This window comes from Bacillus sp. XF8 (genome assembly GCF_017498755.1).
Lineage (GTDB): Bacteria > Bacillota > Bacilli > Bacillales > Bacillaceae_G > Bacillus_A > Bacillus_A bingmayongensis.
In genome coordinates this window covers 40,337-58,402 of sequence record NZ_JAGDQK010000030.1, presented here as the reverse complement: position 1 = coordinate 58,402, position 18,066 = coordinate 40,337, and the positions used below count along the sequence as shown (strand labels likewise).

13 protein-coding genes and 2 pseudogenes are annotated in these 18,066 nt (G+C 35.1%); 4 read left to right on the top strand and 11 right to left on the bottom strand.

Annotation, left to right across the window (positions count from 1 at the left end; all coding sequences use genetic code 11):
* The first annotated feature begins 159 nt into the window (after positions 1-159).
* Positions 160-780: a GIY-YIG nuclease family protein gene (locus J4P91_RS18490; protein ID WP_207995302.1), complete on the top strand. Its 621-nt coding sequence runs from the start codon at positions 160-162 to the stop codon at positions 778-780.
* Between the two features lie 678 nt (positions 781-1,458).
* On the opposite strand, the gene J4P91_RS18485 is transcribed toward J4P91_RS18490, so the two are convergent.
* Positions 1,459-2,019: a recombinase family protein gene (locus J4P91_RS18485; protein WP_207995301.1), complete on the bottom strand. Its 561-nt coding sequence runs from the start codon at positions 2,017-2,019 to the stop codon at positions 1,459-1,461.
* 617 nt (positions 2,020-2,636) lie between these two features.
* Here J4P91_RS18485 and J4P91_RS18480 point away from each other — a divergent pair.
* Together J4P91_RS18480 and J4P91_RS18475 are read left to right on the top strand one after the other, a co-directional pair.
* Positions 2,637-3,692 carry a DNA cytosine methyltransferase gene (locus J4P91_RS18480; protein WP_207995300.1) on the top strand — a complete coding sequence of 352 codons (1,056 nt, stop codon included), beginning with the start codon at positions 2,637-2,639 and terminating at the stop codon, positions 3,690-3,692.
* Positions 3,655-4,764 (top strand): hypothetical protein, encoded by a 1,110-nt coding sequence (locus J4P91_RS18475; RefSeq protein ID WP_207995299.1) that lies wholly within the window; start codon positions 3,655-3,657, stop codon positions 4,762-4,764. Before J4P91_RS18480 ends, J4P91_RS18475 begins: the two co-directional genes overlap by 38 nt.
* A gap of 37 nt (positions 4,765-4,801) precedes the next feature.
* On the opposite strand, the gene J4P91_RS18470 is transcribed toward J4P91_RS18475, so the two are convergent.
* From J4P91_RS18470 to J4P91_RS29440, 10 genes and pseudogenes are all read right to left on the bottom strand, one after another.
* On the bottom strand, positions 4,802-5,059 hold the full coding sequence (locus tag J4P91_RS18470; protein WP_307802547.1) for a histidine phosphatase family protein: 258 nt from the start codon (positions 5,057-5,059) through the stop codon (positions 4,802-4,804).
* 258 nt (positions 5,060-5,317) lie between these two features.
* Positions 5,318-5,494: pseudogene (locus J4P91_RS28980) on the bottom strand (hypothetical protein); the annotation flags it as partial.
* Positions 5,495-5,525: 31 nt separating this feature from the next.
* Positions 5,526-6,878, bottom strand: coding sequence for a reverse transcriptase domain-containing protein (locus J4P91_RS18460; RefSeq protein ID WP_243763909.1), 1,353 nt, complete (start codon positions 6,876-6,878; stop codon positions 5,526-5,528).
* Positions 6,879-7,217: 339 nt separating this feature from the next.
* A pseudogene (locus J4P91_RS29745) lies at positions 7,218-7,319 on the bottom strand (recombinase family protein); the annotation flags it as partial.
* A gap of 157 nt (positions 7,320-7,476) precedes the next feature.
* Positions 7,477-7,656, bottom strand: coding sequence for a hypothetical protein (locus J4P91_RS18455; protein WP_207995297.1), 180 nt, complete (start codon positions 7,654-7,656; stop codon positions 7,477-7,479).
* A gap of 372 nt (positions 7,657-8,028) precedes the next feature.
* Positions 8,029-9,963 (bottom strand): hypothetical protein, encoded by a 1,935-nt coding sequence (locus tag J4P91_RS18450; protein ID WP_207995296.1) that lies wholly within the window; start codon positions 9,961-9,963, stop codon positions 8,029-8,031.
* Entirely contained in the window at positions 9,960-10,583 is a 624-nt protein-coding gene (locus J4P91_RS18445; protein ID WP_307802546.1) for a helix-turn-helix domain-containing protein, read from the bottom strand. Before J4P91_RS18445 ends, J4P91_RS18450 begins: the two co-directional genes overlap by 4 nt.
* Before the next feature lie 597 nt (positions 10,584-11,180).
* Positions 11,181-13,649, bottom strand: coding sequence for a restriction endonuclease-like protein (locus J4P91_RS18440; RefSeq protein WP_207995325.1), 2,469 nt, complete (start codon positions 13,647-13,649; stop codon positions 11,181-11,183).
* Entirely contained in the window at positions 13,624-16,161 is a 2,538-nt protein-coding gene (locus J4P91_RS18435) for an MrcB family domain-containing protein (RefSeq protein ID WP_207995295.1), read from the bottom strand. The genes J4P91_RS18440 and J4P91_RS18435 overlap by 26 nt, the downstream gene beginning before the upstream one ends.
* A 124-nt stretch (positions 16,162-16,285) precedes the next feature.
* Positions 16,286-16,420 (bottom strand): hypothetical protein, encoded by a 135-nt coding sequence (locus J4P91_RS29440; protein ID WP_279538657.1) that lies wholly within the window; start codon positions 16,418-16,420, stop codon positions 16,286-16,288.
* 179 nt (positions 16,421-16,599) lie between these two features.
* Here J4P91_RS29440 and J4P91_RS18430 point away from each other — a divergent pair, with 179 nt between their 5' ends.
* Positions 16,600-17,946, top strand: coding sequence for an MFS transporter (locus J4P91_RS18430; RefSeq protein ID WP_207995294.1), 1,347 nt, complete (start codon positions 16,600-16,602; stop codon positions 17,944-17,946).
* The last annotated feature ends 120 nt before the right edge of the window (positions 17,947-18,066 follow it).

Genomic DNA, 18,066 nt, shown 5'->3' with positions numbered 1-18,066 from the left:
AAAATCAGATTTTCTATGCTTCATTTCCATGCGATAAGGATTACTTTTTTGAGCGATTCATTAGCTCATATATACGGAATTTTCACGTCTATCTATTTTCATGATACTTTTACAAATGTATTTTTTTGAACATACTACATTAAAAGGAGGGTGTTTAAGGTGAGAACAAGTGTAAATTATGAAATGACAGTTACCTACGGGTATGACAATGATATTACAACTTATAATATAAGTTTTAAAAGGTACACAAAGGCTGAAAAAGGCATGATTGAAAATAAAGCTGGATTATACCTCCTGCTTGATGAAAACGAAAATGTCATTTATGTTGGTGAGTCCACAACCCTTAAAGAAAGAATAAAGCAGCATGCTTACAGTGTTGGGAATTCTGCAAAGTTCGCTAGTCTCATTACATACATAGGTATTTACTATGCCCCTATGAAAAAATATGAGCGCCTACTTATTGAAGGAATATTAGTAAACAAACTTAACCCAGAGTTCAATATAAACGATGAAATAGCTGACAATAATGATGAACTGTCTGAATGTAATAGCTATCAAATGTATTGTATTGATGGACAGCAAGTGGCAGTGTCTATAACACAAGAACAATTCAACGAGATTAGAGAAGCGCAGGAAAATAACAGCGCTACGAGAAAAGAACTAGCAGCAAAGTATGGTATCAGTATACAGACTGTTGCCCACATAAGAAAACTTACTAGAAAAATTTTCATTCATTGGGAACAAGAGCGTATAGCGGCTACCACTAAAACAGCAACTTAAAATGAATCATTTATCCGCTAACTTTTCATCCTCGTTCTGGTAGCAGTTTAAATACTCATTTCGGTAAAAACCAAATAGCAATAAAATAATACGACATAAAGTCTTAATATGACCGATTTTATAATTTATTGTAAGATGTTATTTTACATAAGCACAGTTAAACAACAACTCTCTATATAAAATAGCGTTCTCATCTATCTATTTCTAAATGAAACAAAAGAACAGCCACATTTTTATGTTTGGCTGTTTTGCTTCATTTAGTTCTATAAATTCCAATGAAAATATTAACACTTGCTATCATTTTAACGCATAAATGCATACAAATTTTTACGTTTATAACAGCATAATTCAAAGAGATTCCAGATACAATTAATTCTGTTTTATAAGCAACAACTGCTTCTGTTGTTAAGAACATTGCTGCAACAGATGCAGAAAACCTTGATTTAATCATGTTTTACTTATATTCAATTCACTTAGAATCACCCTCAGCAATACTTGAATTTTCTATGCCATGTGAGTGCAGTAGCCTATCCCTTTTCCCACCTATGACCCCATTGAAAATGTGGAAATGGTGGGGGGTTAGCAGAATCAAAGTGTATTCATCTTATGAGTTTGTAAATACATAAACATGCCCCTTATCAAGGACAAACGAAAAGAGACCCCTTGGGGAGTCCTTTATTAACTCATTTGTTGATGCTCTTTGATTAACTTGTCTAGTGTTGGTCTTGATACTCCTAGTTCCTTTGCTAATTGAGTCTTTGATACTTCACGATTCATATATCGTTGATAATTCTTGTCAAAGTCTGGGATTGATACTTCTTTTCGTCCTTTGTACTTTCCTTCTGCTTTAGCTATCGCAATGCCTTCACGTTGTCTTTCAAGCATATTTTCACGTTCAAAATCGTTAATAGCACTAATCATCTTTAACATTAGTCTACCTGTTGCCGTTGAAGTATCGATATTCTCTTTAATTGATACAAGTTGAACCCCTTTTGATTCTAATAGTTCAACTAGTTCTAACAAGTCTTTTGTGGAGCGTGCTAATCTAGAGAAGTCTGCAACGTAGATTGTATCACCTTTTCTTGCAAAATCTAACATCTCTTGTAGCTTTGGTCTATCTGTATTCTTAGCAGACACCTTTTCTTGGTATACCTTATCTATGTTGTATTGTTTCATCGCTTCGACTTGTCTTGCTTCATTTTGTTCAACTGTTGATACTCTGATATATGCTATGTTCATGTTCACCGTTCCTTCCGTACTTATCTGATGAATCAAGGATAGCATTATTGTAAATTTAAAATCAGGGGTTTAATTTACAATTTGTAAATTAATTAGATTATTAGTTTTAGATTTACAAATTATCAATACTTATCAGTTGTAAATTTAAGGCAAGCTCTAGATTTACATCTTACCAATCGAGAACAACATGGTAAAAGCGGTTATATGAATCATTTTATTTCATTCTAACAGGATTCTTCTTGTTATCGATTATCGTCTCGAACTTCTTCAGTGTATTACTGCATGTTTTATCACTTTACCACAATAAACTATACCTTTTATTGGAGTCGTATCGAACATTTACCAAATGCTTATTTGTGGATGTGTGTGGTTTGGTATTACCTAATGGACAACTGCATCATCAGTAAGCTTTCACAATATGCCTTAAGATTGAATCCTAGTAACGTATGATACCTTTTTAATATATATCTTATTCCGTACTACCTCTGCAAACTATTCCAATTAATAACAATTAAAACTTATTTTTCTTTGTCGAATTCAGTAAAAAACAGAACATTTTTTCGTATTTTCGTTTATAATGAAAGATATCAAAATCTAGATTCACGAGGTGCTTATACATGGAAGTAAAATTTATAGACCTTTTCGCTGGAATAGGTGGATTTAGACTTGGTCTTGAACAATCGGGATTTAAATGTGTTTTTTCTTCTGAAATAAATGATAATTGTAAAGAAACTTATTTTGCTAACTACGGAGAGATGCCAGAAGGGGATATAACAAAAATAGATGCAGAGGATATTGATGATTTTGATATACTCAGCGCTGGATTCCCTTGCCAACCTTTCAGTATCTCTGGAAAGCAATTAGGATTCGAAGATACACGAGGTACGTTGTTTTTTGATATTTTGCGAATAATAAAGGCTAAAAAGCCAAGCGTGGTTCTACTAGAAAATGTAAAGCATCTAGTACATCATGATAAAGGTAATACCCTAAAAGTTATCCTCAAAAGTTTACGTCAGTTAGACTATGAGGTTAATTGGAAGGTTTTGAATGCAAGTGATTTTGGAGTTCCGCAGAACAGAGAACGTATTATTATTGTCGCATCGAAAGATAAACAATTTGATTTTGATAATTTAAATACCGCTGAAAGACCGATTCTAAGAGGCTTTCTTGATACCGAGGGAGACTTTGAATACTTAGATGATACTGAATACAGCCTCCTTATTAACCCTACAGTACAGAAGTCGGGACTTATCTTTGCTGGGTATAGAAATAAAAAAATAAGGGTTGCTGGTGTTAGACCGAATACCGAGCATCTTTCTAGGGTTCATAAACAACCCAACCGTATCTATTCTGTTGACGGTGTACATCCTACTTTACCTTCACAAGAAACATCGGGTAGATTTTTTATTTTTGTAGACGGAAGAGTACGGAAATTAACCATAGATGAATGCTATAGAATTACAGGCTTTCCAGAAAACTTTAAGAGAGTAAGTTCACTCGGTGAACAATATAAACAAATTGGAAATTCAGTGTGCGTTCCTATGGTGGCGGAAATTGGAAAAGAAATCAAAAAGCAATTTTTCAATAAACAACCTAAAGTTAGTAAAATTAATTTTAAGGGGGAAAACACTAGAGATGACAACACATACAGAAGCGTTACAGTCAACGTATGATAAAGCTATTACATTGGTTGCTGAAGAAGATACTTCCCTTTGTGATGAATTTTCAGATGAAGAAATTAGTATTTTAAACAAGATTATAGAGTTCTCGGAAAAGGCAAAAGGTGTTCTAACGGTTATAGTAACAAGTTTAACTCATAAGATTGTTCACCCCGAGCAAGACATTAGATATCACCAAGACAATCTTCCAAATGGATACTCTGGACGTGGTATTGATACGAGATTTATTACTCCCTTTATGAAGTCAGCAAATTTCCCTGCAATGTCTGAGAGTGGATGGTTAACTCGTTCGCTTGAACAAAATGCTCCCTACCTATTAGAATATCGAGGAAGCATTAGACCATTAGAATTAAAAACAGCATTCTTAAGTATATTGAATAATGTTGAAGAAAATGGTGCGGATGCTGATAAGTACTTATTATATATATTCAATCAGTTAATCATCGAAAGAGATAAAAAAAATATAGAACTAGCCAAGCCTTCATCTCTAACTATTGAAAATATTGCTAACTACTTAGAAACACACTTTAATTTCAGATATCATTCCAGAGGAGCATCCCGATTACCAGTACTAGCGATTTACTCCGCTTATCAATGTATGATGAAAGAAGTAAAAAGATTTGAAGGGAAAACATTAATGCCTTTAGAATCTCATACTTCTGCCGACTCTCAATCTGGAAGTGTTGGTGACCTTGAAATTAGGGATGAGAAAGGAAGAGTTTTCGAAGGTGCAGAAATTAAACATGGGCATAAAGTGACCGCACAGATGGTAAGAGATGCTTTTGAAAAGTTCAAAATCCATCCAATCCAGAGGTACTATATTCTTTCAACTGTAGGTCATAAAGAGGATGAATACGAAGAAATACAACAGGAAATACAAAGAATTCGGTCTTTACACGGTTGCCAAATAATAGTCAACGGTCTAAACTCCTCTATAAAATACTACCTTCGACTTTTGGATGATACTTTCGAATTTGTAAATTATTATGTGGAAAACTTGAAGGTAGATGGAGCATTAAAATTTGAGCATAAAGAAAAATGGAATGATATAGTATCGGGTCGATAAAGGAAGTGCAAGTTAAAAATGCTTGCACTTCTTATTTTTAAACAGAATAACCTAAATTCACAGCGCATAAACAGAGGGGTGCGGACTTATTACACTTCATAAAATCATGGAAAGCAAGGTCTTGTACAGTTTGTACTGCTCTTGTATAGGAACTTGAAGCAATTACATCAATATCCTTATCAGTTAATAATTCAGTTACTTTTCTTGTGGCTATTTTACCTTCTTTAGACAATCTTCTAGTTCTTTCTTCTCCAAATTTAAATGGAGATTCAGCACGACGTACCATATATATCACAGTAGCCAAGGTTTATCCCCCCTCAGTAATTATTGAACATTTCAATTTCACTAAATTTTTATAGTAGATTGACGTTTTAACCCCGAAATTCCGAAGCGCTAGACACGTTATATTTCATTCTGTAGCATACAAGATAAAAGAAGGATTTTATTAGTATGTGTAACTATGTGGTGAAATTACGACCCCATGTTCAATTATCCGCTCCAATATACGAAAAAAGGGAGAACCTCAATTAAGAGTCTCTCCTTATGGTGTTATTTATTCCACTCCAGCAACTGGTGCGATGTCTTCAAACTTGCAATTCTGCATAGCTGCTGTATTCGCCATCGCTTCTACTTCCTTGTATGTATGAGTCTTAAGCAACATTAAAGCATGTTCCACTTGTTGCTTGGAGTGCTTTCTTGGTCTACCTTCTCGAAAGCCATCATGCTGTTTAGTTTAGCAAAAGGCGTTTCTTAGATGGATTTTACTTACTTTTAGGATTCGTCAGGCGTTTTTCTATATATTTCCAATGATTTCTAACTTGGCGTTCCATAAGATTATTTGTTTCAGAATTATCATCAAATATATGCTGCGCCCTAGACACATAACTCAAAAAGTTCCCATGACCTTTGCGTTTCTTCCCCAGATGAGTGTAATTTTGATACAGACTCCTTCTGTATGATTTTTGTTTATGTTTCGCTGTTCTCCTATTACATAATCGTACCTTTTTATACGCTCTACTATAGTATTTGAAAAGACTTTTTTCTCTAATCTTGACACTGTTACCATCAAAGGTAAAGCCCAGATAGTCTAAAAAAGACGGTTGTAAGAGTTCATCCAAAATTTTGTTATCAGTATAGATGTACTTGGCTGTTTTCTCTGGTTGAATCTCCAGCCTTGGAGTTTGGTTCTTGATAGCGTCCACATAAGCAGTATGGATATCAAGGACACTAAACTGCCAATCTTCCTTAAAGGGTATTACTATAATCAAATCATCACAGTACCTTCTGTATAGACCATTATGAACCTTTACATAATCATTTATCATTTTGTCAAAATCTAAAAGGTAAATATTCGAACAAACCGAGCTGATACCCGCTCCTTGAGGAATACCGAAGTTTTCCTTATTAACTTTGATTTTCCCTTTTTTAAACTCTCTGAATTCTTTATCACTAAAATACCGAGTTAAATTTTTACGCTCTTCTTCATCTAGATGTTTTTCATTTACAGCTTTTTCTATTTCATCTTTTTCTACAGAGCTAAATTTTGTAATGTTTTTAAATACAGCATAGTAATCCGCAGGCAGACTATCCACTTTCAATACATCCTGTAATTTGCGCTTTAAATATCTATGGTCTAAACTATCAAAGAATTTAGTGAAATCAGCAACATAAATAAATGCTTGCTGACAACTTTTAATGAAATCAATTACTTCCTTAGCAAAATTTATATTACTTTTCCCTTTGAGATTATTTCTGTATGCCGTTGCTACCTCGTTGATTTCTAATTCTTTTGCAGTTTCATTGTAGTACTCATTTAGCATTTCACCATAATATCTATAAATATAACTATCGGTATGAGAAGCGTAATATATATCTCGTTTTTTTACCTTTTTCTCTTTTCCTTCTTTGTTGTATTTAAAGAATTTCAATTCATAATGGATGAACGGGTAAAATCCATGCCTAGCTATCCAGCATGGATTTTGTACGTCTTTTTCAATTTTTTCAAATGATATTTTATTATCGAAGTGAGTATATCTTTTAATAGGATACTTCTTTTTATCCACTTGGGCAAAGCCAGCAAGGGTTTGTAATCGTAGCCTATTACTCTGAACCATATCAGTCACCCCTCGCCAGCATACTCCGTTTCATCTGCATCCATTTCTGGAATACAAAAGGACTACTTCTTTCACTAATAAGTTATACTATAGAATATATAGTAGATTGGTTGTTGAATACAAATGGAGGTGTTGATGTCCATATGCAGTGTTGCTTAGCATTAACCTTGGTAATTGCATGCTGGTTGATTACAGCAAGAAATACTCAGTGGTTTAGGCTTGACAACAGTTCACTAATCTCCCTCACAGCAAGTTCTATGAGACTATCACATTATACTATTATTTGGTTTATTTTCCAAGTCAAAAAATTCAAACGATTCAATTTCATTATTCTAACTACTTCTCCTCAAAGATGACTTCGCAGCTTTCCTTCTTCAGCACCTTTGTTTGTACTGTCAGTTCCTGCGCTACTGTCGATACCTTTGCATAACCATATTTCATGGGATTCTCTCCTTTTATTTATGTCACTATGTTATGACACATTCTGATAACTTGATTTTACTAGGTCGGGAAATTCCAAAAAGGTTGTATGCATTATTATTAAGTTCATTAAAAAACTCCAAAAATAAAGGACTCCCAAAAGGAAGTCCTACGTTTATTACTTATTCAAACTCTCTTTCCAGTCCATCATATCTGCTAATACTTCTCTAAAATCTTTATCGAACGGATACTTTTCTGCAATCTCGTCTGAATGTGTTAATTCAATTTTTTCCCACTCATCACTTAATTTAATCCACGCTGAAATCGCTTCATCTAGCGCTTTGTTGAACTTATCCATTTTATCTATCACCAACTTTTAATTTGTTGTCGTATGTTTAAAATTCTATCATTATTTCATTTGTACAGCTACAACCTTCTTTATACCTTTAAAAGTTCATTTAATAAAAGCAGAGTTTTATTAGATAAATTTCACATCTACATACGCACCTTATTCCGAAGCACCTAAGGTAAATGATTTTGTTTATCTAACAGACGAAAAAAGTTGAAAAGACATATACTAAAATTCAAAAACATTTGAATTACAATCTAATAGAATAGGAAGGTTATGCACCTTCCTATCTTCTCTCATATTTTTTAGGCAGCATTTATATCCCCTAACTGTCTCTCAAGAATAGGGATGACTTTTATTTGTGTATAATTTATACTATTATTAACTGATTAATTTTTTCTTTTCTTTGACTTGTAATGGACGGCAATCCTTTACAAGTTTTTTTCTTGTTAATTTTAACTTTTCTTCGACTTGTAATGGACGGCAATCCTTTACAAGTTTTTTTCTGATTATTTTTGGGAAACTAGACTTGCTCATATCTTCTTCTGTTATCCCCATCTCTTCTTTTATCTTTTTGTTAGAGGAGATTATCTCTAGTTCATAGGCATCAAGCATCTCAGCAATACAACGCTTGAATTGTTTAGTTTTGAATTCTTGCTGTCCCTTGAAGTATAACTTCACTCTATCCAGTATTTCTTTTTCTGTTGCCCAACCCTTGCAATTTATTAAGCTCAGTGCAGTGAAATGTATATTCGACACCACTTCTTCATTCAACTGTGCAATTTCTTTCCCTTTATCTTGAGGAAAGACCTTGTCCGCTTCTTGTCTTCCAAAAGTTCTCATAACTCCTTCATAGGAAATAGTTCTGGCTGTACAACCTTTTTCTAACCAAACTCTACACATTTCATCGATTTGACGAAAAAACTCATAAGTGTACATCGGCAACTCATATGTGCTGCTCCTATACCGAAAACGATTCTCTCTTTTATGCTCTTTCTGTGCTAACAACAACGACTCAGGGATTTCTAATTCATCTAATTTCCTTGTGACTCGAAACAGAGTGAAAAAATTCATTCTTGTTCCCGTAGCACTTGTACTCCTACCAAATTGTTTCGCTAAGGTTCTTATACTATGATAGAATACAATTCTTGGGTCTGAATCATTGGTGATATATTCTTTCGTTAAGTCTAACAACATGTATAAGTCCTGCAAATGTCCATATCGATTGAACACTTCATAGAAGTAGGGATGAATCTCTTCCAACTCATCAGACCTTAATAACTCCTTATACATATCTACAGATTCCTTGAATTCTTTCACAGCTTCACTTTCATATATCTCCACTTTGTAAAGCTCCATCAAAAATCTTTTTGCCTCTACAACAGTGCAATTTAACAGACGCTGTACCACATGAAGGATTGTTCCTGCAAATGGATTACTTGTTGAATGACATTTATAAAGCCAATGACCATTCTTTTTTCTAGATTGATAGATTGAAGCACTTGGATTATCCTCATCATGAAAGATATCAATAAAGTTTCCCTTTCCCTTAATTCCTAAAAAAGTTCTTAAATCTTGCCTTTTAAGATAGTCGTATACTTCATTACTAGACAATATAACCTGTTCTGTTCCTAGTGCTTCTTGAAGTCTCTTTATATCTTTTTCCTTTATCCAATCAATATGAGTAGAATAAATACTGCTATCGCAAGCTTCATGGCTCGTGCCGACCCTTTTGGTGGACATATTACTAAGATGACTCTGTATGTCCCGCAAAGGGGTTGTATCTAATCCAGTGAAACTGGATACCTTTAACCGATTATTAAAATCAAATGCCATAGCTTCTTTACCACCAAAGAAAAGACGGCTGCCATCTCGGCAGGCTCGGTCTGCTTGTGGATAACGTTCAAGCAAGCTATCCATGATATGCTCAAAATCCTTGTATTGAGTTAAAGGTTTGTCCAATACAAAAACTACTCGAAATTTATGGTGACTATCCTTGTGTCTAAACGTTGTGTAGAGGAACGCAGCATGCTGTTTAAAGAATATATCATTGATTGCCTCGTCCAATGTCAGGTCTTCATCAAAATCTAAAGCTATTACTTGTTGAGATTCCCAATTTGCCTTTGACCTTTTGATGCTGTCTCCTATGGATTTAAAGGTTGCAGGAATGAATGTTTTTCCTTTTGCAACCTCTTCAGCTAGCTTTGCTGCATCAATCTCAATAGCATTGCATCGGATAATACGGTTATTAATGAGACCGATTTCTCTTCCGCTTGGCTTGGATGAATACTCAACATTATCCAGTATTATTTTCATCCTATTGCCCCTCCGAAAATATCATGTTTTTTAATGAGTTCCTCCAATTCCTTATTTAACTCATTCGTCATATTATTCATGTTAATGAGAACAAGTAAATTTGTTACAGCCTTTATCTTATCAGCAGAATCCTGTTGAAAAGTACCATTTAATGCAGACAAAGCGAGTAAATATATCTCATCTGTAGAACGATGGAAAGCATTGAATAAATTAGTATCATCTTGTAACAATAATCTTGTTCGTTTTAGTTCCTCTTCTTTCTGTTTCAGTTCCCCTTCTTTTTGCTTCACTGCCTCTAATGCTACTCTGTCTTGATAATAAGGGTCTAAGATGAATGGAATTCCATCTTCATCCACTATTTCTTCTGAATGTTTTGCAGATAGATGCTGAAAGTAAGCTAGTTCAATTTCCAATTCATCTGCCCTATCTATTTCTTTTTGAAATAAATCCATATTTACATGACTGAACTCTGGTATTTTCGACAATTGGTCAAGCCTATCTTTTGGAATTCGCCTTTTCTCTTTTAACCAATCATAAACAGTTTGCCTACCTATCCCAAGTTCCTTTGCTATCTGATTAACGCTCAAACCAAATGTTTTAGCAAGCTTTTCTAAACCTATGATAATAATCTCTCCTGTTCTATATTTTGACTTACATTTGTAAGCCTAATCAAGTTATATCACGACTTACATTTGTAAGTCAATGTATTTCTGTTATTTTCCTTAGAAAAAATCAACCAGTTGAATTACTTTTTAACATTACTCTTTACTGATTTGTTAAAATTTATAGGCTATATTTGATTCCTAATGAAAAAGAGAACAGCCATGTGACTGCTCCCTTCTGCTCACTTTTTAGTGATTACCTTACCATTATACAGACAGCTAAAGACATAATTTTTGTGGTCACAAATGGTCACATAAATTACAATAACCATTGCTTTTTTAATAGAATTCCGTTTATACAAACCCGTGAAAATGCCTTTAAATCAGCGTTTCCCCCGTAGCTCAGCAGGGAGAGCGCCACCTTGACAGGGTGGAGGTCACATATTTCCGGCCAGTAGAAACACACTTACAGGAATCGGATCAAATTAAAACATCTTGAGACAACTCACTAGTCGCATATGAAAATAGATTAGATCTCTTATCCACCACACAACTCTCTCCAAAAAATCTGTAATGTTACCCCTGCTATATTGATTACTTTCAACACATATATATCTATTTTAATTGTTCCAAAACCACCTTAAACAACACCGAAGAATTACTCACAACATAATCCAACGGCAACTCTTTAAACACAGCCTCTTTTCCAACCATCACATTCCCCTGCCCGTAATCAATCCTAATTTGAACATCCTGAACAGAATAACTTTTAATAAAAGACGCCTCGTCCAAATAAGAATGATCCAACTCAACTTTCACCTGTTTCGTAAATCGGCGCAGCGTTTTCCAAAGGGCACGTTCTTCTTTTGATTTCATAAATAATTCCGGAAGCTCTTGCACTTCTTTTAATAGTGACATATTTGTTAGCATATATGTTTGAATCCCGTATCCGACTGGACGAATGAGATGATCGAGCTTCTTCCATGGCTCTAGTTCAAAATAAACACAATCATTTGTTTCATCACTAGATAATGGATTCTCTCTGTTTATATGGATATCTTTAATTCTTGCCACATGTTGAATACCACCGTTTTCTCCATGCCACTTTTTCGGTGCATACAAGGCTATGTGTTTCGTTTCTTGCCACCTAGGTTTTAATTGTGAAACAGAAATTTGATAGAAGCCTTCTTTCATATATGTTTCATAGTCTTTTTTTGTTTTCACACTACCGACTAATACCTTTTCATCTAAAGAGGAGTTCCATTCTTCTTTTGTTCCTCTTGGAAGGATCCCTTCTCTTATAATTTCTTCTGGGCTCTTTTCAATGAGATGATCAAGAAATTGTTCCACTAGTTTTGTTGCATTTGGTAAAAATGGAAAACCGCCAATATTTACTTTTTCAATACTTTTATAGAAAGGATGATGCTCATATTCTTCCTCTTGATTCCATGGGAATAATACATAAGCTCCATAGGCTGTTCTCTCAAACGGTCCACCTTGGTCTACTACTAACGCATCTCGGTATCGGTGCATCGTGTTAATATCTTCTTCCATTGGACCAGGTGTTCCATACTGTCTTTTATAATAGGAATCACTTTTAGCAAAATCGATTCGGTATTTGGCGTCAAAAATATATTGATATTGATAGTTTTTCCCTTTCTTCTCAATAGCAAGCATAGTATCAGGTTTTTGAGTGACAGTTGGTAATGCTTTATTTCTCTTTTGAAAATACAGCTCAATCACTTCATCTGTTTCAGGATGCCTAAATGTTCTTTTTGCTGTTTTACTTTCATCAAGTGTTACATATAATCCATCTTGCCGAACTTTAATAATATCTTGATCCACTGTTTCATATTTTTTAGATAGAATTTGTCCAAGCTTTAAATACGTCCAATATTCATATAACCTCGCAACATCTTTAACAGACATTTTAAAGATTTGTCCTCTTAGTGTTAGGCCTCTCGATAACATTAGAAAAATTTGATACGCATCTCTATAACCAGATGCCATTTGAATAACAAGAGAAAAGACGGAGCGATCTAATGTACCAATCCTATTCCAAAATGGATCATTCAATTCATTTTTCATTCGAGATTTCATTTTCCTTACGTTCTGAATAAGATCATCATCAATTGACAAACCCTTAAATCCAGAATCTTTTTCTAAAGCTTTAAGTAAATCATCGATTTTATGTACCACTCTCTGAATCATCCACTTAACAAATCGATTTTCCAATGTATCGTACGTTACTTCCTTATAAGCTGTAATTCCTTTCGCTGGAACCATGTTTGCACCTACTTCTTGAAACAAGTGAGGTCTTTTTCGTAAGTAATTCATTCCAACAGAATCTAGCCTACGAATCCTCTCTCCTCGTACAAGCTGATGCCGAGTAATAAGTGTATGGTGCGGTTGCCTTTTAATATGAGAAATTGCCTTCATAAATCTATGAAAAGAGTCATTGAGAATCCGATAAAACTCACTTTTAGATGGATTAGTCGCATAGATTGTTGATGCTCCCAAATAGGTCCTTTTCAATAAATGAAATGCCAAATTATAAATTTCATCGTTCACCTCTTCTAATAGTGCTCGATAGTCATCTTTATAATCGAGCTTTGATGGAAAAATTTCTAATGTAATTGTTAGTAGAGATTTTTTATCATCTCGAATTTCAAATGTTGTATAACCTACTTCATTTGGAAATGAGAGATTTCCCATTAATATTTTCAATGAACCCATTTGAGTAGAGCTAATTGCCTTTCGAAGTGATGGATGTTCATGGTAAAAAGACAACTCTCGATCATTTTTAGGAACGACAACGAGCTGATAACTTCTATTCTCGAAAAAGATAGGAGAGTGCTCGCCTAATTCGCTAAGCTTTTGCAACCGAGCGTCATATACGAAAGTTGATTCTACTTCTCCAAACACATGAAAATGCATCATTTCATCTGAAGCAATTGTTTGATGTTTTTTTAAGCTCTCATATTTTTCATGATAAGGATTCCCTTTAATCGTCAATGAAAAATCTGCTGTTTCAATCTTAACTAGTTCTATATCACCGTTAGATCCAGAAAGAGGTGAAGCCATCATACTCGAACCTCCTTAACATATGAGACAGCTTTTTAGCAGAACGAGGATACTTCGCATGAGACATAGCATCTTCATTATCAAACTCTTGATTTGTACATAGCGTATATAATTTCTTTAATGCCTCTTCTGTCCTTCCATCGCTTCCTGCAATACGCGGTAAGATCTTTTGATACATTTGATAGTCTAACGCCTCGTCAAACGATAATAATTCACTTTTTTCATTGTAAGCCATGTAAAAACAAATTTCGTCACGTATCCGGTACCCAACTTGCGCTCCAACCAGTTCAAGAATCTCATTCATTTCAATTAAAATATGAGATACTTTCTTCACGAGATCTTTATTAAGCTGAAAGCATTCTTTTAAATGAAGAAACTTGGCTGTCAAGGAACTATTGGAAATACACTTTGCCTGCACTTCTTCTACATCCATTAAAAACTCAAAGGAATCTAGTTTCACTTGATTAAATTCAATTGTATTCGCACGATCCAATACTTTTTTACTTAATGGATGTGTCGTTTCATCCATATTGATCGTTCCAATGACGTACACATTTGATGGAATCGTAATTCGTTCCCCAACAATTGATTCTGGAAGAACAGCCGATGTAACACATACTCTCTCTTCCCATCTTCGGCTTTCAATAACACTTAGAAAATCACTGAAATAGTACTCTACGCGAGCTAAGTTCATCTCATCAAGCACGACAAAATAAGGCTTGTCCGGATTCTCCGTTGCTTTTTTAAGAACTTGAATTAACGGCCTTTCCTGAAATTCACCTTGAATATTCACGTAACCAAGTAAATCAGAACTATCGCTCCAATCAGGGCGAACAGGAATAAGCGTGAACTGTCCATTTTCCTCAGTCGCACCTAAACTTTCAGCAAACCACTGAACAATTTTTGTTTTCCCTGTCCCTGAAATACCAGACAAAATAACAAAGGGCTTCGTCTTTAGAGAAAAGACAAAGTTAATAATATCCTGTCTATCGTAATAGAAACCTTTGCTTTTCATATAAGAAGAGACATGCTCTACAATTTCCTTCTCGTTCAAATCCATTTCTTTTTTCTCGGAAACCATCGGAAGATCAATCCCTTTCTCTCTAAAAGCAATGTATCCCTCATAATAGCTAAGCATTTCTTTTAAATCTTCTACTAGTTCTGCTTCACTTGGCATCTGATTAACATCATATACAATGTATGCTGCTGTTGAGCTTGCATAGCCTTTTGCTTTTGGACTTGTACCCAAGAAAATCCCATCGTCTTTTTTCACTTTTGTAGACATATGTATATGTTGACGAATTTCTTGTTTAATTTCTTCCATTTCCTCTTTAGAAGTTTCAGTTACTCCTTGCGCTAGCGTTAAATATAGTTGCTTCATATCTTCGCTAAATAAATAAACAATATAATAGCCTCGCTGCGTCGATGTCGTAATATCTTTATTCATAATAGCAAGCCATGGAACAGCGGCCCAATTCCCTTGTCCAATTGATCCTGTAACAACATACTGATTATGATCGATAAAATGTAAACGAGTAATCTCTGTTGTCATTTCATTTCGAACGACTGAACCAAGTTTATGACCTGCAAATTTTTCCGTTCTTGCCTCTAAATACTCATGCATAACAGTTAAAAATTTTTCACGTAAGTTACTATTCATAGTATCGTCCTCTTCACCATTGTCTTTTAAATATTGTTCAACTGGAACCCAGCTCTCGTTAATTAACCCTACCTGTTCAAACCACATTAACAAATTATGAGTACGTTCCTTCGCTACGGACTCAACCATTAAATTATCCCCTCGTGAATTTCGGACAATTGTCATTCCTAAATGAACTAAAGCCTCTTTCTTTTCAGCTTTTGAACGATTAACTAAGAGTTTAAGTACAAATAGAACAAGCTGAAAATACCCCCGTTTTAAAATCAAATCTCGAATAAAAGCATCCTTATTTTTCGATCCAATATATTCATTTAATAGAGTAGCATTAGTCTCATGAACTTCATCCAAAAAGCCCAATAACCTCAAATCTTGCCGTCCACGAGATTTCACTCTATATAAATTCCCATCAATTTGGTGACTTAAATTTTTCGGATCATATGTATTATCTATTACCTCTTCTAAAAAAGTGATCACTTTATGATATTGCTCACATGGCAGATCATCTGTTTGAAATTCTTTAAGTGTAATAGATTCTGAGTCAGTTACATTCACAAAAGGAAGTTGTGAAAAGAAAGCCATCAAAAAGGTATTATATTCACTTGCTTGTTCAAAATCTTCACTCGTTACCGTACGTATATTTATGAACTTTTGCCAATCTTGCTGGAGAGTTTCAAAAGTTACCATAAAATATGGATGTGATTCTTCTCCTCTTTTGTACTTCTCGCGTAAAAGTTCCGTTTCAACGTATAGCCCTTTATCATCTGTCTTTATAATCAAATAAGATTCATTAGTATTGATATCATTAACTTGATTGGTTACTTTAGCGAATTCAATTATGAGTTGGTCTAACATTTTTACCTCCGCAGTTACAATTAATTACAATTACTACTATTTTAACAAACTATATATAAAAGAAAAATGATACGCTATAACGCTTGATTAAATAACCTTTCAGGAGGAATTAAAGCCAAAACATTCACTTTTCTACTTTGTATTGTCTTTCCACTTCTGATAAGGTCATTGTCACCACAGCAATTCGCCTCTCAATTAAAGCACTTACAACTTCCCCCTTACTCCACGCGAAAACTAAAATATTCCATATAACTCCCACACCCTTTACTCACCTGTAAAATAGAGAAAATTTTCATTATATTGAGAATTTTAAAATGAAACGATATAATTTATTTACATTTATACACTTTCATACTTAGTCCATAATGCTATTTTTTAAATTATTTCTATAATTTCCAAATGCTGAAAAAGAAATTTCTTCAAAGGAGGATCTTAATCATGTCTCAATCCACCCATCGCGCAAATACAAAACGCATCACCGGAAACATCTTCAAAGGTTCAGTTGGAAATCTGATTGAATGGTACGACTGGTACGTCTATTCTGCTTTCGCCGTGTATTTCTCAGCAGAGTTCTTCCCTAAGGGAGATCCGACTAGTCAACTACTTAACACAGCTGCTATCTTTGCCGTTGGCTTCTTGATGCGTCCGCTCGGAAGCTTGTTGATGGGGCGTTATGCGGATCGTTATGGTCGGCGCGCTGCATTGACACTTTCTATTACTATCATGGCTGGTGGTTCCCTCATTATTGCCTGCACCCCGGGTTATAGCACAATTGGCATAATGGCCCCTATTATTCTCGTTCTCGCACGCCTGCTTCAAGGGTTGTCATTAGGTGGAGAATATGGAACTTCGGCTACATACTTGTCCGAGATGGCTAGTAGCGGACTCCGTGGTTTCTATTCGAGCTTTCAGTATGTAACGCTTGTTGCTGGACAGTTGGTGGCATTAGGTGTCCAGATTGTCCTTCAGCAAATACTGAGCGAACCAGATATGAAATCTTGGGGCTGGCGTATTCCTTTTATCATCGGAGCAATGGGAGCAGTTGCTGTATTGTGGCTGCGCCGCACGATGGATGAATCGGAGCAATTCTCAAAAATGGATTCTAAAAGCCGCGAGAGCGCTGGAACTATTCGGGCTTTACTGAAACATCCTAAGGCAGTACTAACAGTAGTCGGGCTAACGCTTGGTGGAACTGTTGCTTTCTATACGTACACGACGTATTTGCAGAAGTTCATGGTGAATACTGTAGGTCTTCCTAAGGAAGTTGTTAGTTGGATTAACTTTATCGCCCTCTTGGTATTCGTCGTACTTCAACCACTCGCTGGTATGTTATCCGACCGGATTGGACGACGCCCGCTATTGATTGGTTTCGGCATCCTTGGAACTTTGCTGACAGTGCCACTGTTCTTAATTATGGAACAGACGAAGTACCCTATCGTTGCTTTCTTGCTTATGATGGTAGGTCTCATTATCGTTACCGGTTATACTTCTATCAATGCGATTGTAAAGGCCGAGCTCTTCCCAACTGAAATCCGTGCCCTTGGCGTAGGATTCCCTTATGCAATCACTGTTGCGGTGTTCGGCGGAACGGCTGAGTTCATTGCATTATGGCTGAAGAGTATTGGACACGAATCGCTTTTCTACTTCTATGTAGCTGGTTGTATTGCGATAAGCTTCATCACTTATTGGCGTATGGCTGAATCTTCGAAAGTCTCTCATATCGAAGCTGAGTTAGCTGATGAAAATACACAAAATATCCGTAAATCTCGTTCAAAGCAATCTTAAACATTATAATGTCTATTTTAAAATGAAGATTCATCCTAAAAATTCCCTTAATAAATAAACTGCATCTCCAATTATTAGTCGTATCTAATAATTGGGGTGCAGTTCAAATAATCACTCTTT

Excerpts from the sequence above, each read along its gene's own strand:
- J4P91_RS18485 (WP_207995301.1), bottom strand. The coding sequence starts at position 2,019 with ATGAACATAGCATATATCAGAGTATCAACAGTTGAACAAAATGAAGCA.
- J4P91_RS18480 (WP_207995300.1), top strand. The coding sequence starts at position 2,637 with ATGGAAGTAAAATTTATAGACCTTTTCGCTGGAATAGGTGGATTTAGA.
- J4P91_RS18475 (WP_207995299.1), top strand. The coding sequence starts at position 3,655 with ATGACAACACATACAGAAGCGTTACAGTCAACGTATGATAAAGCTATT.
- J4P91_RS18460 (WP_243763909.1), bottom strand. The coding sequence starts at position 6,878 with ATGGTTCAGAGTAATAGGCTACGATTACAAACCCTTGCTGGCTTTGCC.
- J4P91_RS18455 (WP_207995297.1), bottom strand. The coding sequence starts at position 7,656 with ATGGATAAGTTCAACAAAGCGCTAGATGAAGCGATTTCAGCGTGGATT.
- J4P91_RS18450 (WP_207995296.1), bottom strand. The coding sequence starts at position 9,963 with ATGAAAATAATACTGGATAATGTTGAGTATTCATCCAAGCCAAGCGGA.
- J4P91_RS18440 (WP_207995325.1), bottom strand. The coding sequence starts at position 13,649 with ATGGCTTCACCTCTTTCTGGATCTAACGGTGATATAGAACTAGTTAAG.
- J4P91_RS18435 (WP_207995295.1), bottom strand. The coding sequence starts at position 16,161 with ATGTTAGACCAACTCATAATTGAATTCGCTAAAGTAACCAATCAAGTT.
- J4P91_RS18430 (WP_207995294.1), top strand. The coding sequence starts at position 16,600 with ATGTCTCAATCCACCCATCGCGCAAATACAAAACGCATCACCGGAAAC.